Raw genomic sequence first — 17,494 nt, 5'->3', positions numbered from 1 at the left:
ATCACTCCTTGAAGAGTTTGTCGAACAGCGACCAATCGAGGTCATCGGCGGGAAAGCCGGTGGCGTCGTTGATCGCGTAAAGCGTGGACGAACGGCAGATCTGATCGAACTCCCGCCACGTCACCCAGAACGAGCCTTGCGGCTCATCGTCCAGGGGCTGCGGGTGGGCGTCTTTGCCGTGGGAATTCCAGACCAGGAAATATTTGCGATCGAGGTTGTCAGAGACCGACCCATCGAACGCGATGACGGCCATCTGATGCTGCCAGCTTCCGCGCCGCTGGCAGACAATGCGGTCATCCCGCTGGCGGCCACCGTCGGGTTTCCAGCTGGTTGCGAGTGTGATCGGGTAACCATTATCCAGAGCGGCGGCCGCTTCGGCGGCAGAACGGATCGGGTAAGCATCGCCGGTGCGTTGTTTTCCCAGGGCGACCAGATGTGCGGGCGGGCCATCGCAGCCCCATTGATCGGCCAGACGGCCCGAATAGGGAATTCCGGCTTCCTGTTCGGTGATCACACCGAACTTTCGGAAGGCTTCGACGGCAGAAGACGGGTAGGCCCCGGCAGAGCGGCAGGGAAGTTTGGGGCCATCCACCAAAACACGGGTGGCCCCATAGGTATAAGGGGGGAAGGGATCAATCACCTTCTGCGGGCGACCGTTGGCCACCTGGACGGCTAAACGGAGTTTGTAGGCGTTACAGAATCCCAGCGAAACGCAATCTCCCGTCTGCTGGAACTGGGCCAGCCATTGTTGACCGATGGGCTTGCGTGGTGTCTCGACCTTGAGCGCAGCCCGGTACAGGCGGGCGTTGGCCGACTGGTGCTTTTCAATGTCCCCATCGCCATCGGCAGCAAAGGGCATGGGGAAATTCAGGTCATTGGAAGCGGCGTCCACGGCCGCAAAGTCGGCAGGGAGACCGCGATTCTCGTTCGCCGCCGGCGCTGGCCCGGCTGGCATGACGATGACGGCCACGCAGAGCGACAGGATCGCCAGCAGCACACGAATCCAGAGCTTCCATTGCATGGGGTGATCATCCTTGATGGAGCGGAAAAGTAGAAAAGCGAAGCCGCCACAAAGAGAAGAAGTCAGAGAAAGAAGAGGCCGGGAAAAACCATGAGCTTTTGTGCTTTCTGGCTTTTCCGCTTTCTGCTGTTACGTCTTTTCCGCTGCTCTCATGGCGGCGGCAATGGTGTCGGTGAATTCGGCCCAGTCGGTCATCGTCTTCAGGAGTCCGGCCAGATAGACCCGCTGGATTTCGGACTTGGCAGCGGTTTTCAGGGGTTGCCATTCCGCCGGGAGAGCGGCCAGGGCGTCGACCATCAATTGCAACACGGCATTGGGGGTGGTCAGTTCTCCGCCCCGAATCCGTTGGGAAATGGACTCGGCGGATGCGGCCAATTGAGGGCAGCGGGCGGCCCGTTCCGCCGGGCTGACCGACTGAGCGGCGGCCACCAGCTTGTCCCGAATCCCAAAGCGATCAATCGGTGTGGGTTGGGGAGCCGGTGGCGTGGGCAAGGGCCTGACCGGTTCCGGTTTGACTGGCTCGGGCTTCACAGGATCCGGTTTCAGTGGAGCGGGTGGAGCCGGGCCGGGCGGGGTGGGCAGTGGCTGGGGGACTGGCACAGGAGCGATGGCATCGAATTGTACCAGCCATTCAAAACGGGTGTTTCCCACGCTGTCGCGAGTGGCGGTCACTTTGGCCATCTCCGCAGGGCGGGCTGATCCGCAACCGCAACTCAGGCCGATCAGGGCAGCGCACAGCAGCAGCGGCAGGATCTTTCCTCCGAACGTCGTCACAGAGAAAGGATCTTTTTTTGCCAGTTGCTTCAGTGGCTCAAGTGGCTTGAGCGGATCTGTGGGCGTTTCTGGATCAGTCACGCCTTTGGAACCGACGGCCAGCCGCAAAGAGGCAGCTACGCCCGCCAGGGTGGCCACATAAATGGCTTCGCGGGACTCGCTGGGGAGGAAACCCAGCAGGTCAAACACGGCCAGCACCACCAGCAGTGCGGACAGCGTGTACGTCTTTTTTCCGGTGGATTTCTCCACCAGACCAATCAGCAGTTTCAGAAGCCGATCCATGAGGGATCTTCCTTGAGTGGAAAAGCAGAAAAGCAAAGCAGCGAAGAAGCCAGAAGAAGAGGGAAGGAAAAGGCCATAGCTTTTTCGCTTCCCGGCTTTTCTGCTGTTCAAAACACGAAGCTGATTTTGGCTGAAGCGGCGGAGGCGTTGGCCGCTCCGGTTTTGGTGGCTTTCAATCGCACGTAAGCGAGGACGTTGGACGGCAGACGCACGCGGTAGGAATTGGCAGCGGCGCCCGCACCCGCGGCGCCCGTCTGGGTGAAGAGCGTCCCGTACAAAGCCACCGGGCTGGTGAAGGCTTCATCGACGGATTGTTCCAGGGCGTAAGCCACCGTCTGAGCATCGGGGAGTGGCCCGACGGCCAACGCCGGGGCGGTGACCAGCACTTCAAAATCGGCCCGCAATTCATAGCCGGGTTCGTTGACTTTGAAGGCCGCGGACGTGGTGGCAGCGGCCCCGTTGGGGAGAGCGAATGTCTTTTCGAGACTGGCGTCTCGTAATGTCTGAAGCATGGGAAGACCTTAATAAGGGTGGGGAGCGGAAAAGCCAGAAGAAGAGGGAAGGAAAAAGCCATTAGCTTTTCTGCTTTTTCGCTTCCCCGCTTTTATGGCTTTCAAGGAATGACGACAGTGGCTTCGGTGTCGAGCAGAGCCTCGGTTAACTGGATGGGGATGTTGCCGACTTCGGTCGGAATGGGGGCAGGCGTACCGGTGTTGTTGGTGGCCGTCCGGCTTTTCCGCAGCTCGTTCAAGGCCCGCGTGTTCATCAGGAACATGTCGGGCTTCACCCCGGCGGGGAATTTCGCGAGCAGATCGTACATCCGGTCATCGTCGAGCGTTTTTCCGTTGGTTCCGTCAAGGTTGGCGATCCGGGCCGCACTGTGACGGGAACCGAGCTGGAGACCGACACGGGTGTTGATCTCCTGCAGGATGGCGGTGTAGGGGTTCCCGTTCGCGTCGTTGATGGTCTGTTCGCGTTCGGGAGTCACTACCAGTCCCTGGCCGTCCTGCGCCCAGAGCCACTGGACATATTGCGGGCCGAACTTGACCGCCCAGACCGAGGTGCCACCCGCACCGCCCGCACTGAGGGTCATGTTGGCCAGATCGTATTGGGCCTCCAGGCCGGGGAAACCTTTCACATCGTTCCCGGAGCCGTAATAGAACTGGGTGGCGACATGGATCATCGATCCGAGCATTACCCCCTGAGCTTCGCGGGCCATCGCGGCGCCGGGGCCGTCCTCGTCGGTCATGGCGACCGCCTTGTCCATTCCCCACTGCGGATTGAAGATCATGGCTTGGAAGAGTTTGTTCGTGTATTCGCTCTTCAGACGGGCCGAACCTTCATTCGCACCACGGAAGCCCCCTTTGGGCACAGTCGTGCGAACCAGCACGCTGTAATTGATTCCCTTGATGGTGCGGGCGGCTCCCAGTGCCAGCTCCGGGGTGGCGACGACGGTTTCCTCAATCAGTCCGACGGTGGCGTCGGATCCGTTTTTCTTGGCGATGTCCAAGAGAGTCAGCATTCCAGCAGGCATGGTCGAATCCTTCGAGAGTTAAGCGATAAAGTGGAAAAGGAACAAAGCGGTGATGTCAGAAGAAGCGGGAAGTCAGAAGCCATTGGCTTTTCTGCTTTTGCGCTTCCGTGCTTTTTAAGAGCCGGGCATGCGAAAATTGGCGGCCATCTTGGCCAGTCCTGGCGGGAGACAGTTGGAGAACTTTTGGGCGGCGGCAGCAGGGACGCCTCCCTTTCCTTCGGGTGGTTCGGCACTTCCGAAACTGACCGGAGCGCCGCCCGAATTGGCGACGAATTCCGCCTTTTTCAGCTTCTCTGTCATGGCCGCCTGCTGGGTTTTCATGTCAGCGGAAAACTGGGTGACGGCCTGTTTGAACGAAAGCCCCTTGGCGAAATACTTCGCGCCACACTCTTCGCCGAAGGTCTTCATGTAGAACTCGCCGGATGGCTTTTCGTCTTCCGAGAATTCCTTCGTGGGTTCCTCGTCGGAAAGGCCTTCCTTGGCGGGTTCCTCGGTCGTGGCGGGTTCGGTTTCCGACAACCCGGCGGGGTCTTCCGTGACCCCTTCGCCCGCATCCAATGCGACCGAAGTGCCGGTGTCGGAACCGTAGGGGCAGATCGCCAGGCCCAGGAGCGACCATTCGCGGAAGATGGTCACCGGCCCGGTCACGGTCTGACCGTTCACATCCGCCGTCTGACCGGCGGAGATTTCCTCGATGCGGTAATCGGCCAGGCCCATGAAGATTGAGGCCTGGTACGGAACGCCCAGGGCTGCCTTGTGCAGCACTTCCGCCGCCCGGTCTTCGCCGAACGGTGTCAACTGGCCAGCTATCACGAGCATGGCATCGGAGGCCGTCACCTTGTCGGCGAAGCCAAGCACCTCCATTGGGTTGTGGCAATAGTCGATGGCGATCTTCGGCGGGACGCGCATGCCGGCGAAGTCGTGCACGCAGCGATCCCACCACCAGTGCTGGGCCACGCCGCCGGTGCGGGCGTTGACCGTGATCGGAGTGGCGAACTCGCTCCCCTTGGCGGGTTCTTCCGCCACATCGGTGAGGGCGTCTTCGACGGGCTTGGCTTCTTCGCTGGGAGTTTCGCCGTCGGCGAGACCTTCCTTTGCGGCCTCTTCGGCGGGCTTTTCTTCGGCTCCCTCGGAGAGGCCTTCCTTCTTGGCTGCGTCATCGAGGGCGGGATCGGCGAACGCTCCCTTCTTGGAGGGAGCAGCTGGTTTCGAGGGCACCGGGCGGCCAATCGTCAGATCCGCGGCAAAGCACATGGCCTTTCGGGGGGGCGTGAGTGGCTTAGTTTTCACCGGCATGGGCGGGTTCCTCCTCTTCGTTGGGGGCGGGTTGGTTCATTGCGGCCAGGGCGGCTTCGTCGATCTCGGCGACGGCCACGCCTTGTCTGGCCATGTACTGTTCTTCGCGGGCGAGCTGGTCGACGATCGAATAAAAGTCTTTTCCCCGTGCCCGGCAGATCTCCGTGCGGGAAGCCAATCGGCCCTTGATGGCCATCAGATCGGCGGCGACTTCCTTCAGCGGATCGATCCACGGCAGGCCGGAGTGAATCCAGCTCCAGACCAGTCTTTCAACGTTCACCCGCGCGGGGACTTCGCCCATGACCAGAGCGCGGGCCAGTCGCCACTTGAGGAGATGGTTCCGGGTGCGCACGGGGAGCTTGCGGGAATTGCTGGCCGACTGCTCGTACATCAGCAAGGCTTGCCGCGAACCCGAGTAAGTTGAAAAACTCTCGTTGTAGAACGAGTAAGGGATATCCACCGTTTTGAGGGTCAACGCCAGCATCTGCTGAAAGAAGTTGGCCGTGTCGGCGGCGGGGGTCTTCGATTCGAGGAATTCGGCCCGATCACCCACATCGAGGTCAAGCACGCGCTGATTGTTGAGATTCAGCTTGCTGTAATCCTGCGCGCCTTCGGCGTCGTAGGTATCGGGGGTGATGCTGTGGGGGTCACCGCGATACAACACCAGACCGAACAACTGGGCCAGCTTGATTTTTAACAGGGTGTAGTCAAACCCCTCGTACAGGTCTTTCAGGCTGTTGAGTCCGGCGGCAAGTTGCGAAACACCGCGGGTCTGGTCGAAGCGATCGAAGCCGGAATACAGGAGCAGATCCTGGGCACGGGCCATAGCCTCGAACTGGAAGTCCAGTCCCGCTTGTCCCCAGTCGGTAGTGCGGGCACGGCGGCAGATGGCGTAGGCTTCGGCGCGGCCCGCGTCGTTCGTCCAGACGCCATGAATCACCTTGTCAATCGGCACTTCGAGAGGGAGGCCGTTGTACGGCGTGCGGATGCGGTCGCCTTCGATGGCCTGCAGATGACCGGAGCGCAGCTTGTACAAGCCCACATCGCCATCAATCAACCGGCGGGCTTCCGCCACGCGAAGAAACGAATCAAGGTCATGCCGCCCGGCAACATCAAAGTTGTCCGGCTCGCTCCACTCGGCGACAAAATCTTCCAGCCAGTCATCGGCGTAGTCATCGCCTGACCTGGCATCGAAGGTAAAGGTGGTGGTGTAATCGAGATGTTTGCGCACCATCCAGGCGACGGCGGAGAAGTTCCGCTGGATGTTTCGGGTATCACTGAGCAGCTTGCGGCGGTCTTCGACAGCCAGTTCGGCGTCTTCGCTGCGGAGAATGCCGTCAGCGGGACGGCGGCGGCCTTTGTTCTGCACGGCGTCATACGCAAACGCCCCGGCCAGTGACTGGGCAAAGACCAGTCCGGCACGGCGAAGCGGGGCAGGGAGGTAATGAGCGATGGCCAATGTCAGAATCCGCTGAGGTCAACCCCCAGAATCCGTGACCGCTTGCCCTGCTGCTGGGCAATCTCTTTCCGCCAACGATCCCGCTCGGCGAGCAGGTCGCGGTAAGTGATGGTCTTCCCATCCCATGTGACGGTTTGCAGGCTTCCCGACTTGCGAATCAAGTCTTCGACTCGGGCAAGCTGCTCTTCGGCAAATGTGAGGGCTGGTTCTGGCATGTCTGGGATTCTGCTGGCCAATTCACAGATTCCCAGCCCGGATAATCAGCGGCTGATTATCCGGGCTGAAAATTGTCAGATTTCTTCCGGTGACCCCTCGATGGCGGCCTTTTGGGCGAAGGTGCGGTCAATGCGGATCTGCTGACAGCCTTCGCACTTCACCCGACGGCGGATGATGTGGGAATAGGGCTGACCATCCGGGCCGATCCCGGCGTAGGACTGGCTGTTGGTACTGATGACGCTCCGCTCGGTACTCCCGCACTTCGCACAACGGGACAGAATCGTGGTGGTTTTGGTGGCCACGTTGGGGGCACCTTTCGGGCGGCCACGCTGTTGTTTCTCTTCGGGGTTTTTGTCTTCAGGGGAAATCGTGGGGGTTGGCATCGTTCGATCCTTCACCATTGCAGGTCATAGGCTCTCGGATCCCGCTTCTTGCGGGCCGATGCCGGTTTGAGGGCTTCCTGGCCCGCCAGTTGGAGTTTGATTTTTCCCGTGGTGGCTGCGGCCACGCAGGCCATTTTGAAACAGTCGGCAAAGTGGTTGTCGCTCTGGCCGGGCCGGAGGTCGTAGCGGTCGTGAATTTCACCCGCCGTGGTGGTGAATGTGCCGATTTTGATTTCCGAGTCAATGTGATCGGCGAACATCTGATGGGGGGAAGGGCGTTCTTTCCAAATCGTGACGGCCCCTTTAGAAGCCACGGGCACCGCCAGCCGTTCGCGATGAAACTTGATCCAGTGATTGGAATCAAACGAACATTCCCGCACTTTCCGGCCCTTGGCGACCGGGGGAATGTTCCAGCCGTCCCCCTGCTGATATTTCATGTCGTTGACGTATCGGAGCGGTTTGCCGCTCCCTTTGCAGGGCATGAGCTGGGGCCGGAAGACGGACTCTGCGCAGAACTTCCGGACGGTGTCGGTCTCGAAGCCCATGTCCACAAAAGCCCGCTCGATGCGTAACACTTCGCCGTCCGGCTTTTTCCAGTCGCGGGAAAGGGTGGCTGCCATCAGGGCTTCCAACCCCTGATAGATGCGGCCTAGCTTGTCGGCCCCCTTGAACTTGCGCGACAAAGTCTTGCGGATGTCGGCGTTGGTGTAGTAAGCCCGATCCTGATCAGGGAAGGAGCCGTAATCGATCACGGCTCCCGAAAAGTCTTGCATCCAGGCCACCACCACATAGAACAACACTTCTCCCTGGACGTCGGTGCCCATGGTGAGGAGCAGGGTTTGCGGGGGGACGATGAACCGGGCATAGCCACTGGAGCGTTCTTTGATGAGCGCGGGGGAGAGCGCTTTATCGTCTTCCTGTGCGGCGGCCGGGTCGTTCTGGTATTCGGCGAAGAAGGCGTATTTGTCGGTGAAGTAGAGATTCATCGCCGACTGGATGGCACAGACTTCGTGCCTCTCGAAGCGTTCCTCCCAGCTCGCCTTGAAGCCCGCTTCGAGGACCTGCCGGTGCTGGTGATAGAACCCATTGCAGAGCGACCCGCCGTCGTTGAGTTGCAAGCCTTGCACCCGCAGATCGGCGTATTCCATCCAGCGTTCCAGCTGGTCGCCTTCCAGCTTGGGCATCAGGAGCATGGCGCAACGCTTCCCGTGCCATTCGGGATGGGCGGTCTGATCCAAAAAGCGGTCGGACAGATCTTTGGGGGCGATGACCGTACAGCACATCACCACCGAGAGAGATTCCCCTGGCCCCGCCAGACCCATGACCGCGCCGGTGATCAGACCTTCCCGCTTGTTGTTCTGATCGGGCGAGATGGCCGATTTGTCGGTCTGGGGGTCATCCAGCAGTACAAAGCCGGGGCGAATCTTGGTGCCATCCGGCAGACGGTGCTGAAGACCGCGAATCCGGCCAGTGAGTCCCGCCACGCCGATGATTGCTCCGGCGGCATCGCTACCGGGGATATTGGGGAGCATCATCTTGTTTTTGGTGAAGAGCATCTTCACCGGCTTGCCGTCGAACAATAGCCGCCGCTGCGGGACGCCTTCCAGGCGGGCGATGGGATAGCAGACTTCCGGGTAATCGGCCAGCAGGAGTTCGTTGGTTTCCAGCTCGTCTTTGATCCCGGCCAGCATGTCGCGAGCGGAAACTTCAGTCGCTCCGATCAGAGCGAAGAAATGTTCGTAGCCGTGGAGAATGGCCCACAGGCAGAGCCAGAGGGCGAGGGAGGTTTTGCCACTGCCGCGGGGCATGGCCAGAGCATAACAGCCCCCTTCCAGGACGGTGCGTTGCATGGTGGCCAGGACGTCGATGTGATCCGGCGACCAGTTCAGGCGGAAGGTGCGGGGGCCGTAGGTCTCACAGAAGAACCGCAGATCAGCGGCGGCTTGCTGGCGGCGCTCGAGGTTGGCCACGGGCGGGAAATCCGGGGCGATGTCGCGAGCCTGAGCGGATTGCGTGCGTTGCCTTTGGCCTTCGCGGGCTTTCTTGCGTTCGTACCGTTCATTGGTCTTTTCGGCAGATGCGGACGGCGTGGCATCCTGGCCGGCGAAGAAGCTCAAGCGGTCAGATCCGAGAGCTGTTTGAGTGCCCGCAAGGCACCGGCGAAGTCGCCGATTTCGGTCATGCGGCGGTACAGGTCGCGGGTTGCTTCAAAGCAGAAGCCGCGGACGGCATCACGTGAGAGATGGGCTGACACGGCAAAACCGTCGAGTGCCTCGCCCACCAGCACCATGGCTTCTGCGTTGGGCCAGTTGGATTGGATCGCTTCCAGCACGTCCCGATCTCGGGCACCAGTGAGAATCCACTTGGCGACCTGCTCCACCTGGGCCGCGTGATCAAAGTTCATCAAAGAAGAATCGCCGCTGCTCTCTTCCGCTGGCATCGGCAAGACTCCTTTTTTGCCGCGTCCAGATGTCCGTCATGACCGACCGCAAGAATACCGCCAGTCGGGGGTCATGCGCAAGCGTGAAATCTTCAAAGCGGGGGTTCTTATTGAGATTCATTGAAGTCCGCAGGCACAGCTCCCAGCCGGGAGCTTCGATCAGAGCAAATTTGCAGTGATTCAGAGCCACACGGATGGAGTCCAGCCCGAACGTCTGGCGGATCTGGTGAGCCGCTTCGGGGTCACGCCGCGCAAAAGAGAAGTCGATTAGCCACCGCATAGACAAGAGCCGACCGGCTTTGACATGCCGATCAAGAGTTTGAATTTCGTGCCGGGCGGCGGTCCACGTCGAGAGAAAAACGTGAGCGGGGCCAGTGTGATCGAGGATGGCTTCCAGTAATTGGAGCAACCCGAACTGGCCCTTGGTGAACCCGTAGATTTCGTGTTCGTGGTCAAGTCCGGCGATGGCCTGGCTGGCCGTCTGCTTGCGGCGTAGGTCGCGCAGATCCCGCTTGGCCGCAGCCAGTGGCCGCCGGTAAACAGTGGGCGCGGCGATGTCCGCGACGTCGACGGACTTCACGGCATGCGCCGAAAGGAGCGGGTTTGCGGACAGCGGAAGTTGATTCCGCGTGGAATCATTTGGCAGCATGCGCGATCCCCTGTCTACCAAATTGGTGGGCAAGAAAGTGTGTGTACTCTCCCGGGCCGGATGTAAAAGGGAAGGGACGATTGGCTGGGAAGTACCTTTCAGAAATTCATCCACCATTCTTACATCCACCCGAGACAGTGAAACCACCAATAGGCGAGCGGCTGCTACCGCCGCTAAGCTTTCTCAAACACGGCGACTCTAACTGAACTGGAATCTCAACGACGATGCAATTCACAGACCTTTCCAAAGTCACCGAAGCCGACCTCCAGGCATTGGTCGACAACAGCACACCCGAGTCACAAACTCTTGACTTCAAACAAGAGTTCTACGCCCTCGGCAAAGGGCTTCGAAAGGAAGATCAGGTTTTGGAACTCCTTAAGGATGTCGCAGCAATGGCCAATTCTGAAGGTGGCCACATCATCTTCGGCATTGCTGAATTGGTAAGTGGAATAGCAGGTGAACTGACCGGGATCGCTCAAATCGACGACGAGGACAATCTTGAACGGCAGATCAATGGCCTCCTTCGAAGAATTGACCCGCCACTGGCGATCAAACTTAAGCGGATTCAACTTACCATATCGCTGGACGCGGTGATTTTACGAGTATTCAAAAGCGTGAATGCTCCTCATCGAATTGCTTATGCGGATGACAAAATGTCCTTTCCAAGAAGAGTGGGTACTCAGACCATTCAAATGAGAACACTCGAACTTCGATCCTTGTTCAGAGCAAGTGAAATGATGAACCAACAAATCAAAGATTTTCGTTACCGGCGCGCCACAGGCGAACCGACCTCACACGAACCTTCCTCAGCAGGTGGCAACGGAACATTTCATATACACATCATCCCGGAGGACACGGATCTCAGTTCGCATCGCCTTACATCTGATGAGATGAATGCTGAATTCCAGAATTTGCACATCTTAGAGGCCGGATATGATTGGAAACGCAATATCGATGGAATTTCCAGGAAACAAATCCACCCCAAAGATTGCAGAGTCCAGATCTACAAACACGGTGTGATCGAATTTTCGGCAGGCGATGCAGTGAAGAAACAAGGCGCTCACATGGATTACATACACCCCAAAGAAATACTTGATCTAATAAAGTATACACCGGCCTGTGTAGAAAGGCTGCGACGCTTGGGAATCCAATCTCGCCTATGGATGTTTGTCTCGCTCCATGGCGTTTCAAGTAGCACTATTATTGGGGAAGGACCTTCATTTTTTGATCGCAATACAGTTCTTTTCCCTGAAATTGATGTCTCAGACGCCAATCGAGAGTCGATTAATGGAATCGCTGACAGTTTCCTCAAGGAGCTTTACGGTGCAATTGGAAAGCAACATGCACCCCATTTATCCCAGTTTGATTTTTATGTACCAGATTAACTTTGCACCTCTCCGGAACTGCACCGAACAAACGAAACGGCGGCCTTTATGTCAATGCCGCCGTTTGGCAAGCGTCGGACCGAATTCCAGAGCACACCTCACCTTGATTCCTCACCACATCCGGGCCGGTACTCCGACTGCCGTTGCTTTGACGATCGATTTCGGGCACGTCGATTCCGTGAAGTGAGCCATCAGGTGGTCGATGATCTCGCTCTTTGATCCGCTCCCGTCCAGCAGCTTCATTTCCTTCTGGAGCGTCTTCAATTGGGCTGTCGTGTGCAGGCCGAAAAAATCTTCAATATCGTCCAGGTAGTCTGCTGACCAGACAATCTGGACGAAATCCTTGCCGCTCAGCCCCCACAGGCCATCAATCAGCACAGGGGACACCGCCTTATCCGGCTTGATTTCTGAGGCGGCAATCAGCCGATAAAGGCATTTGCTGACCAGTTCGCTTTGTTCATCCCATCCCAGAGTCGTCAGGCAGTCACACACATGCCACGACAACTCCTGCCGCTCCCATTTCCCGCTGCCGGTCACTTCATTTTCCTTGAATTCCCGAAACATATACTCTCGAAAATCGGCAATGTCCTGCCAGTCGGTCAACTCGAACACAAACCACGTCCAGAAAGCCATCAACTCCCGATGGGTGGCTTCTGAGGCAATCCATTCCTGGAGCAGATCCCGCTGAATACGGGCCTTCCACATGCCGATTTTTCCGGCCAGCAATTCCGCCTGCTGCTTTTCTTTGGCGACCGCTTCTTCCGGGGTCAGGGCAGTCTTCGCGGCCGCTTCTTCACTCTCATCATCGCTCGCCTGGCTGGCCTTTTCGGTCGCGATGGCAGCGGTTTGCAGCTCCGTCCAAAGTGAGGTGTTCATGGCCCACGTGGTGCCATCGGGCAACGTCACCACCTCGAGCGCCGCGAGCTGCTCTTTGGTTGGCTCGAATTTCACTACAACGCCATTCGCTGACAGCCCCAGGCCAATCGGCAAGCCCGCCTCTTTGACGGACTGCTTGATGATATGGTCAATGTCGCCGCTGAACTCGTCGGCCTGCAATGAAGAAGCGTAGCATTGCCACTCCCGCAGGACTTTCTCGGCGATTACTTCATACCGCGCAAAGGGGATTAGCTTCTCGGCTGCGCTCTTATTGAGGCTCCCCTTATCGACCAATTCGGCAATCCGGGGAGGCAGTTCAGTCAAGCGGGCGAGTGACGAAACTTCGCTCTGGCTGATTCCCAAGTCGGCGGCTAATTCCCGCTGAGACTTCCCCGACTTATTGTACCGCTCCACGAGGTTCGCCATCGCCCGGCCTTTTTCCAGAGGCGACAACTCCCGCCGCTTGGCGTTTTCGATGAGTACCAGCTCTTCAGCGGTTTCGTCGTCGCATTGGATGATCTCGCACCGCAGCGTCGGCAGCCCGGCCCGTTCGGCGGCCCGCTTGCGAGTGTGACCGGCGATGAGCTGCAACGATCCATCTTGCAACACCCGCACAAGACAGGGCGTCGTCTGCCTTTTTTTGAGTTCCTCAGCCAGTTCATTGAGCCACGCCTCTGAGGGAGCGGATCGAGTCTGCCAGGGAGAATCCTGCAAACTCTCCAGCTCGACATTGACCGTGGCTTTCACCTCGAACTGCTGCATGATGGGCATGGCTGGCTTCGGAGTCTTCTTCGGCTTAGCGGCTTTCGTCTTGGTTTTTGTGGCCATATTGGCATCCTTTAGTGAAACGGGGGAGGGGAGAGTTGGATCAACTTTCGAGATACGCGGTGATGAACTCCGCGGCGAGTTCCGGGCAGATTGCATTGCCGTAGCCCCGCAGGAGGCCCACACGGCCGGATACCCCATGAGCCAACGGGAATGATCCGGGTTCAATGCGCCGCGACTTCCCGTCGGTGCATGGCAGGAGGTCGAAGGAACTCCAAGCGTCACTTCGCAGTTGAGAGGGAGTGAGTTGCGCCGAAACTGGCTTGGCCCGGCATTGTTCGACGCATCCTGAACGGTTGGCGTCGCCCAACCCGCCAGAACGGCCAAAGATGGAAGATCCAAGCCCCCTGCCGCTCGGTTCTTTTTCTGCTGTGATGATTCCGGCCCGCCTTCGCCGTCGCTGGCTTTGGGCGTCGCCCAACCCGCCAGCATGGCTGTCCGTCGACTGCTGTCTGTGTTGCCAGCAGCGTTCGTTTTCTCCTTTTCTGGTGTTCCGGCCATCGGAGTCGGCCAGCCCGCAAATGTCACTGCCTGTTCTGCCAGATTGGCTTCCCCGGCAGCACACCGCCGCCTGGTCGTCGCCGTGCTGGTCACTGCTCCATGGCTCCCATCCGCCGCGCGAGGAGTCACCCATCCCGCGAAAGCAGCCACCTGGGGCAATGAGGCTCCCGTCATGCCCTCGGTCACCACGCCGCCCCGCTCGCCATCCGTGGCTGATGTCGTCGGCCACCCACCACAATCGCTGACGGATATGGGGAGGCCCGAGGGTTCGATGATGCGTGACGAACTCAGGGTCAGTTTGACCTTCAGCTTCCCACATTTCCTGGACTGTGACTGAGGGTGTCGGCACGCCCGCAGCGCACAGATCGGCGGCCCCAAAGGCATATCCCAGTCGCGCCAGGTTAGCGCGTACTCCAGAGAGCCATTCGCGCCCATCCTTTGACGCAACCTGCTCGCCAAAGACGATTGCAGGGCGGCACCGGCCAACCAGACGTCGTAGCACCGGCCATAGATGGCGCGGGTCTTTGACTCCCAGTTGTTTTCCGGCGTTGCTGAAAGGCTGGCAAGGGCAGGAGGCCGTCCAGACAGGGCGATGATCGGGCCACCCGGCGAGCCGCAAGGCGTATGACCACCCGCCGATCCCGGCGAAGAAATGGCACTGCTTGTAACCGGCAAGTTCGTGTTCCTTCACGTCTTCAATTGATCTCTCATCGACTTCACCGGGGGCGATGGCTTTGGCCTTGATCAGCTCCCGCAGCCAGGCGGCCGCCCGTCGGTCGTTTTCGTTGTAGTAAGCCGTCATTCGATCCCCTTGCAGTCTTCGGGATAGACCCGCACTTCTATGGCTTTGGCCCGCACTGATTTTTCTTCGATGGAGCGATCGAGGCGCACCGTAGCAGCACGTGTGTTGCGGCTCAGCTTCACGACAGAACCCCTTCGCCCGGAACAGATTCCGGCAATCACAACCACCCTTTGCCCGGCTCGAAATTCATCCATTTTCTCATCCGTAGCGCAACGCACTCCCGGCTTTTTGAGGGCCTCGCATATCGCGTGGACTCATTTCACAAGGAGGGTGAAGTATGTGTTGGGAATTGTTTGTCAAACTGGCATGCGAATCTGCTGGCTGTGTTCTGGATCTCTCGGGGCAGCCCCGCTGTGCGGATTTGGCACGAAATATCGGCGAGAACGCGGCGAACATCGTTGAAATCTTCAGGATGCTCGCCGCGTGGTACCGCTTCCGGTTCACGGCTGGCCGTAGAAAATCGGAGCTGGATCCACCTGCTCGGCGAGCAGCTCCGCCAGTTTCGCCATCTGGTTATCCATCGCCCTTGTGAGTTCACCAGCGAGCGGCACCAGGGCCAGGGCTTGTCTGGTCGCGTCGATCTCGATGGCACACTTCACTTCTTGCCTTACCAGCAGCGAAGGGTCATCGAAGATCAGCACATTGAGCGTCACGGTTTCTGGGATGGCACCGTTTTCAGTTGCCGTGCTGATCACGCTTTCGTCAATGTCCGTACCGATCGAGACCCGCCCATGATTGATATCGCCTCGCTGCTGGACGGCGCTGCTGAACTTCAGCTTTCGCAATGTAGGTATCAAGCTCGTGTCCAGCTGGCCAATACAATCGCCTAGCTTCAGCCTGATCATGGAAACGAAAGCTTTTTGATCCATCCACACATCTTCGGAGGCCAGTCGATTGAGCAGCAACCAGACTGGAGTTTTCTTCATTTTCAGCGTGGCACGGGGTCGCAGATCGCCTTTCAGCTTCGAGTCATCTGCCAGAACAGTGATGGTCTCGGGAGAATACCAGACGGAGACAGAAGCCGTCACACCGGCACTCACACATTCGGTGAAGTGATTCACCATTAATGGTACCTGGTCAACAGCAAGAATCGTGTGGTTTCGGGCAGGGGGTTCAGCGGTGACTCTCTCAAAACTGCCGTCCGCCTTCGCGATTCCATAGACGCCGTCCGGCTCCCCGGGCAGTTCGATCACGACAACTTTGTTTATCGCACCAGCTGCGGCCTGGGCGGTCTTATGAATCAGTTCGAGAGTCTCGGGGTCACGCACATTCATGGTGGAAAATCCTTCCTGTTTTGGATCGATCGGAAATTGAATGGGGGCAATGAAGTCGGGTGTGATGCTGAAACGGGCCGCAATGGATCGCAGGGTTTCGTCGACAAATTCGGCGAAACTCACTCCTCATCGCCGAACGGCAGGGCGGCCTGGTCAAGAGTCGTCGGGAAGTCCTGATTGAAAACCAGCCCCCGATCGGTGACTCGCATCGCATACCGTTCTGAGCGATGCACAGGAGTTTTGCTCTTCACTTCCAGCTCAACGCCCACTTCTTTGAGGAACCCGTCATTGGTTAGGACGGGCTTGCAAATGACTTCTAATGTCACCTTGCGGACTGTTTTATCGAAGGGACGATGTTTGCAGTCGTCTGAGACTTTTTTGACGTGGTAATTCATCAGTTTATTAATCCGGCCATCGTCAAGTTCGGCCATTGTCGAAAGATCGAAGTTCACTTCGTTCACGGACATGATGTTTCCTTGAAGGTTTTGGGTTCGTAATCGCGGCAGGCGGGCCAACCGGCCCGGATGTCGGTGCCGGCCCCATTCGTCCACTCGTGACGCATGCGGCCGCATTTCAGATAGACGTAATCGTTGTGGCGCTCCCGGCAGTAATGCTGGCACGTCCGGCAGGTGGCACCCGCCGGGCCACTTCCCAGGGGAGCCGGGACACAAGGCCCCTTCCGATTCCGCTGGGCTTTGGGTGTGACGGTTTCATCGGCGAAGAGTTGGGGCGGCGAATCACACATCAGTTGCACCCGGCTTTCTCGTGGGCGGAAGCCCACGCTTCCAGAGCGATCCCACGCTCAAAGGTGATTTCCTGCCCGGCCCGGCGCTTCCAAGCGTCCGGGCGGGTCTGGCGGAGTTGAGAGGCCAGGGCGTGGCCGCCGATCCTCCGCAGCAGTTCTTCCAGCGTCTGGCACTGCTCCAGCTCGTCGCCGAATTGCAGCTCCAGTTGCGTCCACTTTTCGGCCCGTGCGCGATGGTTTTCCGCTCGCTGGCGGCGTTCCTCGTCGAGGGACGCCCGCGTTCTGGGTTCCACGCTGGCCACAGGTTGCCGGTCTGGTTTGGGCCAGAGCGCGGCGGGGTCTTGGCCGGGTCGCAGGTTGATCAGCCGGCGGCGGATCTTCCCTGGCTCCCAGCGGTTTTGCTGGCTGGCGTGCCGCAGCACGCCCAGCGCCAGCTCCGGGGAAACGCCCTGGTCGCGCATCGACCGCAGCGGCTCCCCGATTTCCTGAATCCCCAATTCAAACATTTTCCCCTCCACCTCCCGCCAGACGTCTGAAGGGGGTGGGGAAGGGATTGGTAGGGGTAGGGATATAGGTTGGTTCTCTTTTGGTTCGCTTTCGGTCTTCGATAGGTTCTCTTTTGGTTCGCTTTTGGTTTGAAAAACGTCCGAAAAAGAACCATTGAAAACCGGGTCGGGTTTGGCCCAGAGCGGCAACACCACCCGATACCAGTCACCATCCCGGTGGGCGTTGCCCGCGATGCGCTCCAGCCAGCCCGCCTTTCGCAAGGCTTCGACCGCATTGCGTAAAGGCGTCCGGTTTTTGGGACTGTAGCCCAGGGCTTCAGCCAGTTGTCGCTCCGAGTAGTGCGGCAAACGGCTGTAACCCCAGCCATGTTCTTTGGCCAGCAGAAACGCCATCAGCGAAAAGGCGACCGGCCCTAACTGCGCCACCAGATCGGCGTTCACGAACGCGCGTAAGGCATCACACAAAAACCAGTTGTTGGGCCGATTGGGTTCAGGATCGGCCCGAAAATTCATCTGTTGCATCCGC

General features: G+C 58.8%; 19 protein-coding genes. 1 reads left to right on the top strand and 18 read right to left on the bottom strand.

The window, feature by feature from the left end:
- Position 1 precedes the first annotated feature (1 nt).
- The 11 genes from SH287x_RS07745 to SH287x_RS07695 all read right to left on the bottom strand — a co-directional run bounded on the left by SH287x_RS07745 (position 2) and on the right by SH287x_RS07695 (position 10,054).
- Positions 2-1,021 (bottom strand): hypothetical protein, encoded by a 1,020-nt coding sequence (locus SH287x_RS07745; protein ID WP_479518074.1) that lies wholly within the window; start codon positions 1,019-1,021, stop codon positions 2-4.
- A 129-nt stretch (positions 1,022-1,150) separates the two neighbouring features.
- Complete coding sequence (locus SH287x_RS07740) at positions 1,151-2,077, bottom strand: hypothetical protein (RefSeq protein ID WP_479518072.1); 927 nt, start codon at positions 2,075-2,077, stop codon at positions 1,151-1,153.
- Positions 2,078-2,184: 107 nt separating this feature from the next.
- A complete protein-coding gene (locus tag SH287x_RS07735; RefSeq protein WP_479518070.1) occupies positions 2,185-2,589 on the bottom strand; it encodes a hypothetical protein in 405 nt (134 codons plus the stop codon).
- Between the two features lie 101 nt (positions 2,590-2,690).
- Positions 2,691-3,611 (bottom strand): major capsid protein, encoded by a 921-nt coding sequence (locus tag SH287x_RS07730; RefSeq protein WP_479518068.1) that lies wholly within the window; start codon positions 3,609-3,611, stop codon positions 2,691-2,693.
- Between the two features lie 114 nt (positions 3,612-3,725).
- On the bottom strand, positions 3,726-4,907 hold the full coding sequence (locus SH287x_RS07725; protein ID WP_479518066.1) for a hypothetical protein: 1,182 nt from the start codon (positions 4,905-4,907) through the stop codon (positions 3,726-3,728).
- Complete coding sequence (locus SH287x_RS07720; protein WP_479518064.1) at positions 4,891-6,366, bottom strand: phage portal protein; 1,476 nt, start codon at positions 6,364-6,366, stop codon at positions 4,891-4,893. Before SH287x_RS07720 ends, SH287x_RS07725 begins: the two co-directional genes overlap by 17 nt.
- Positions 6,367-6,368: 2 nt before the next feature.
- Complete coding sequence (locus tag SH287x_RS07715) at positions 6,369-6,581, bottom strand: hypothetical protein (protein WP_479518062.1); 213 nt, start codon at positions 6,579-6,581, stop codon at positions 6,369-6,371.
- Positions 6,582-6,656: 75 nt separating this feature from the next.
- Complete coding sequence (locus SH287x_RS07710) at positions 6,657-6,965, bottom strand: hypothetical protein (protein WP_479518060.1); 309 nt, start codon at positions 6,963-6,965, stop codon at positions 6,657-6,659.
- Positions 6,966-6,976: 11 nt separating this feature from the next.
- The gene (locus SH287x_RS07705) at positions 6,977-9,082 is read right to left on the bottom strand and encodes a terminase gpA endonuclease subunit (RefSeq protein ID WP_479518059.1); all 2,106 of its coding nucleotides are present in this window, start codon (positions 9,080-9,082) and stop codon (positions 6,977-6,979) included.
- Positions 9,079-9,405: a hypothetical protein gene (locus SH287x_RS07700; RefSeq protein ID WP_479518057.1), complete on the bottom strand. Its 327-nt coding sequence runs from the start codon at positions 9,403-9,405 to the stop codon at positions 9,079-9,081. Before SH287x_RS07700 ends, SH287x_RS07705 begins: the two co-directional genes overlap by 4 nt.
- Complete coding sequence (locus SH287x_RS07695) at positions 9,359-10,054, bottom strand: hypothetical protein (RefSeq protein ID WP_479518055.1); 696 nt, start codon at positions 10,052-10,054, stop codon at positions 9,359-9,361. The genes SH287x_RS07700 and SH287x_RS07695 overlap by 47 nt, the downstream gene beginning before the upstream one ends.
- 224 nt (positions 10,055-10,278) lie before the next feature.
- On the opposite strand from SH287x_RS07695, the gene SH287x_RS07690 reads away from it, so the two are divergent.
- Positions 10,279-11,439, top strand: a complete 1,161-nt coding sequence (locus SH287x_RS07690) for an AlbA family DNA-binding domain-containing protein (protein WP_479518054.1) — start codon at positions 10,279-10,281, stop codon at positions 11,437-11,439.
- A gap of 111 nt (positions 11,440-11,550) precedes the next feature.
- On the opposite strand, the gene SH287x_RS07685 is transcribed toward SH287x_RS07690, so the two are convergent.
- From SH287x_RS07685 to SH287x_RS07655, 7 genes are all read right to left on the bottom strand, one after another.
- On the bottom strand, positions 11,551-13,077 hold the full coding sequence (locus SH287x_RS07685) for a ParB/RepB/Spo0J family partition protein (RefSeq protein ID WP_479518680.1): 1,527 nt from the start codon (positions 13,075-13,077) through the stop codon (positions 11,551-11,553).
- 106 nt (positions 13,078-13,183) lie between these two features.
- Positions 13,184-14,443: a DNA cytosine methyltransferase gene (locus SH287x_RS07680; protein WP_479518052.1), complete on the bottom strand. Its 1,260-nt coding sequence runs from the start codon at positions 14,441-14,443 to the stop codon at positions 13,184-13,186.
- Positions 14,440-14,637 (bottom strand): hypothetical protein, encoded by a 198-nt coding sequence (locus SH287x_RS07675; RefSeq protein ID WP_479518050.1) that lies wholly within the window; start codon positions 14,635-14,637, stop codon positions 14,440-14,442. Before SH287x_RS07675 ends, SH287x_RS07680 begins: the two co-directional genes overlap by 4 nt.
- 246 nt (positions 14,638-14,883) lie before the next feature.
- Positions 14,884-15,840, bottom strand: coding sequence for a hypothetical protein (locus SH287x_RS07670; protein ID WP_479518049.1), 957 nt, complete (start codon positions 15,838-15,840; stop codon positions 14,884-14,886).
- Complete coding sequence (locus SH287x_RS07665) at positions 15,837-16,184, bottom strand: hypothetical protein (RefSeq protein WP_479518048.1); 348 nt, start codon at positions 16,182-16,184, stop codon at positions 15,837-15,839. Before SH287x_RS07665 ends, SH287x_RS07670 begins: the two co-directional genes overlap by 4 nt.
- Entirely contained in the window at positions 16,175-16,462 is a 288-nt protein-coding gene (locus SH287x_RS07660; RefSeq protein WP_479518046.1) for a hypothetical protein, read from the bottom strand. Before SH287x_RS07660 ends, SH287x_RS07665 begins: the two co-directional genes overlap by 10 nt.
- A complete protein-coding gene (locus SH287x_RS07655) occupies positions 16,462-17,490 on the bottom strand; it encodes a hypothetical protein (RefSeq protein WP_479518045.1) in 1,029 nt (342 codons plus the stop codon). Before SH287x_RS07655 ends, SH287x_RS07660 begins: the two co-directional genes overlap by 1 nt.
- Positions 17,491-17,494: the final 4 nt, after the last annotated feature.

The sequence above is a fragment of the Planctopirus sp. SH287 genome (assembly GCF_056500625.1).
Note: the sequence above shows the minus strand (reverse complement) of the source record. Positions and strands in the feature narration are given on the sequence as shown.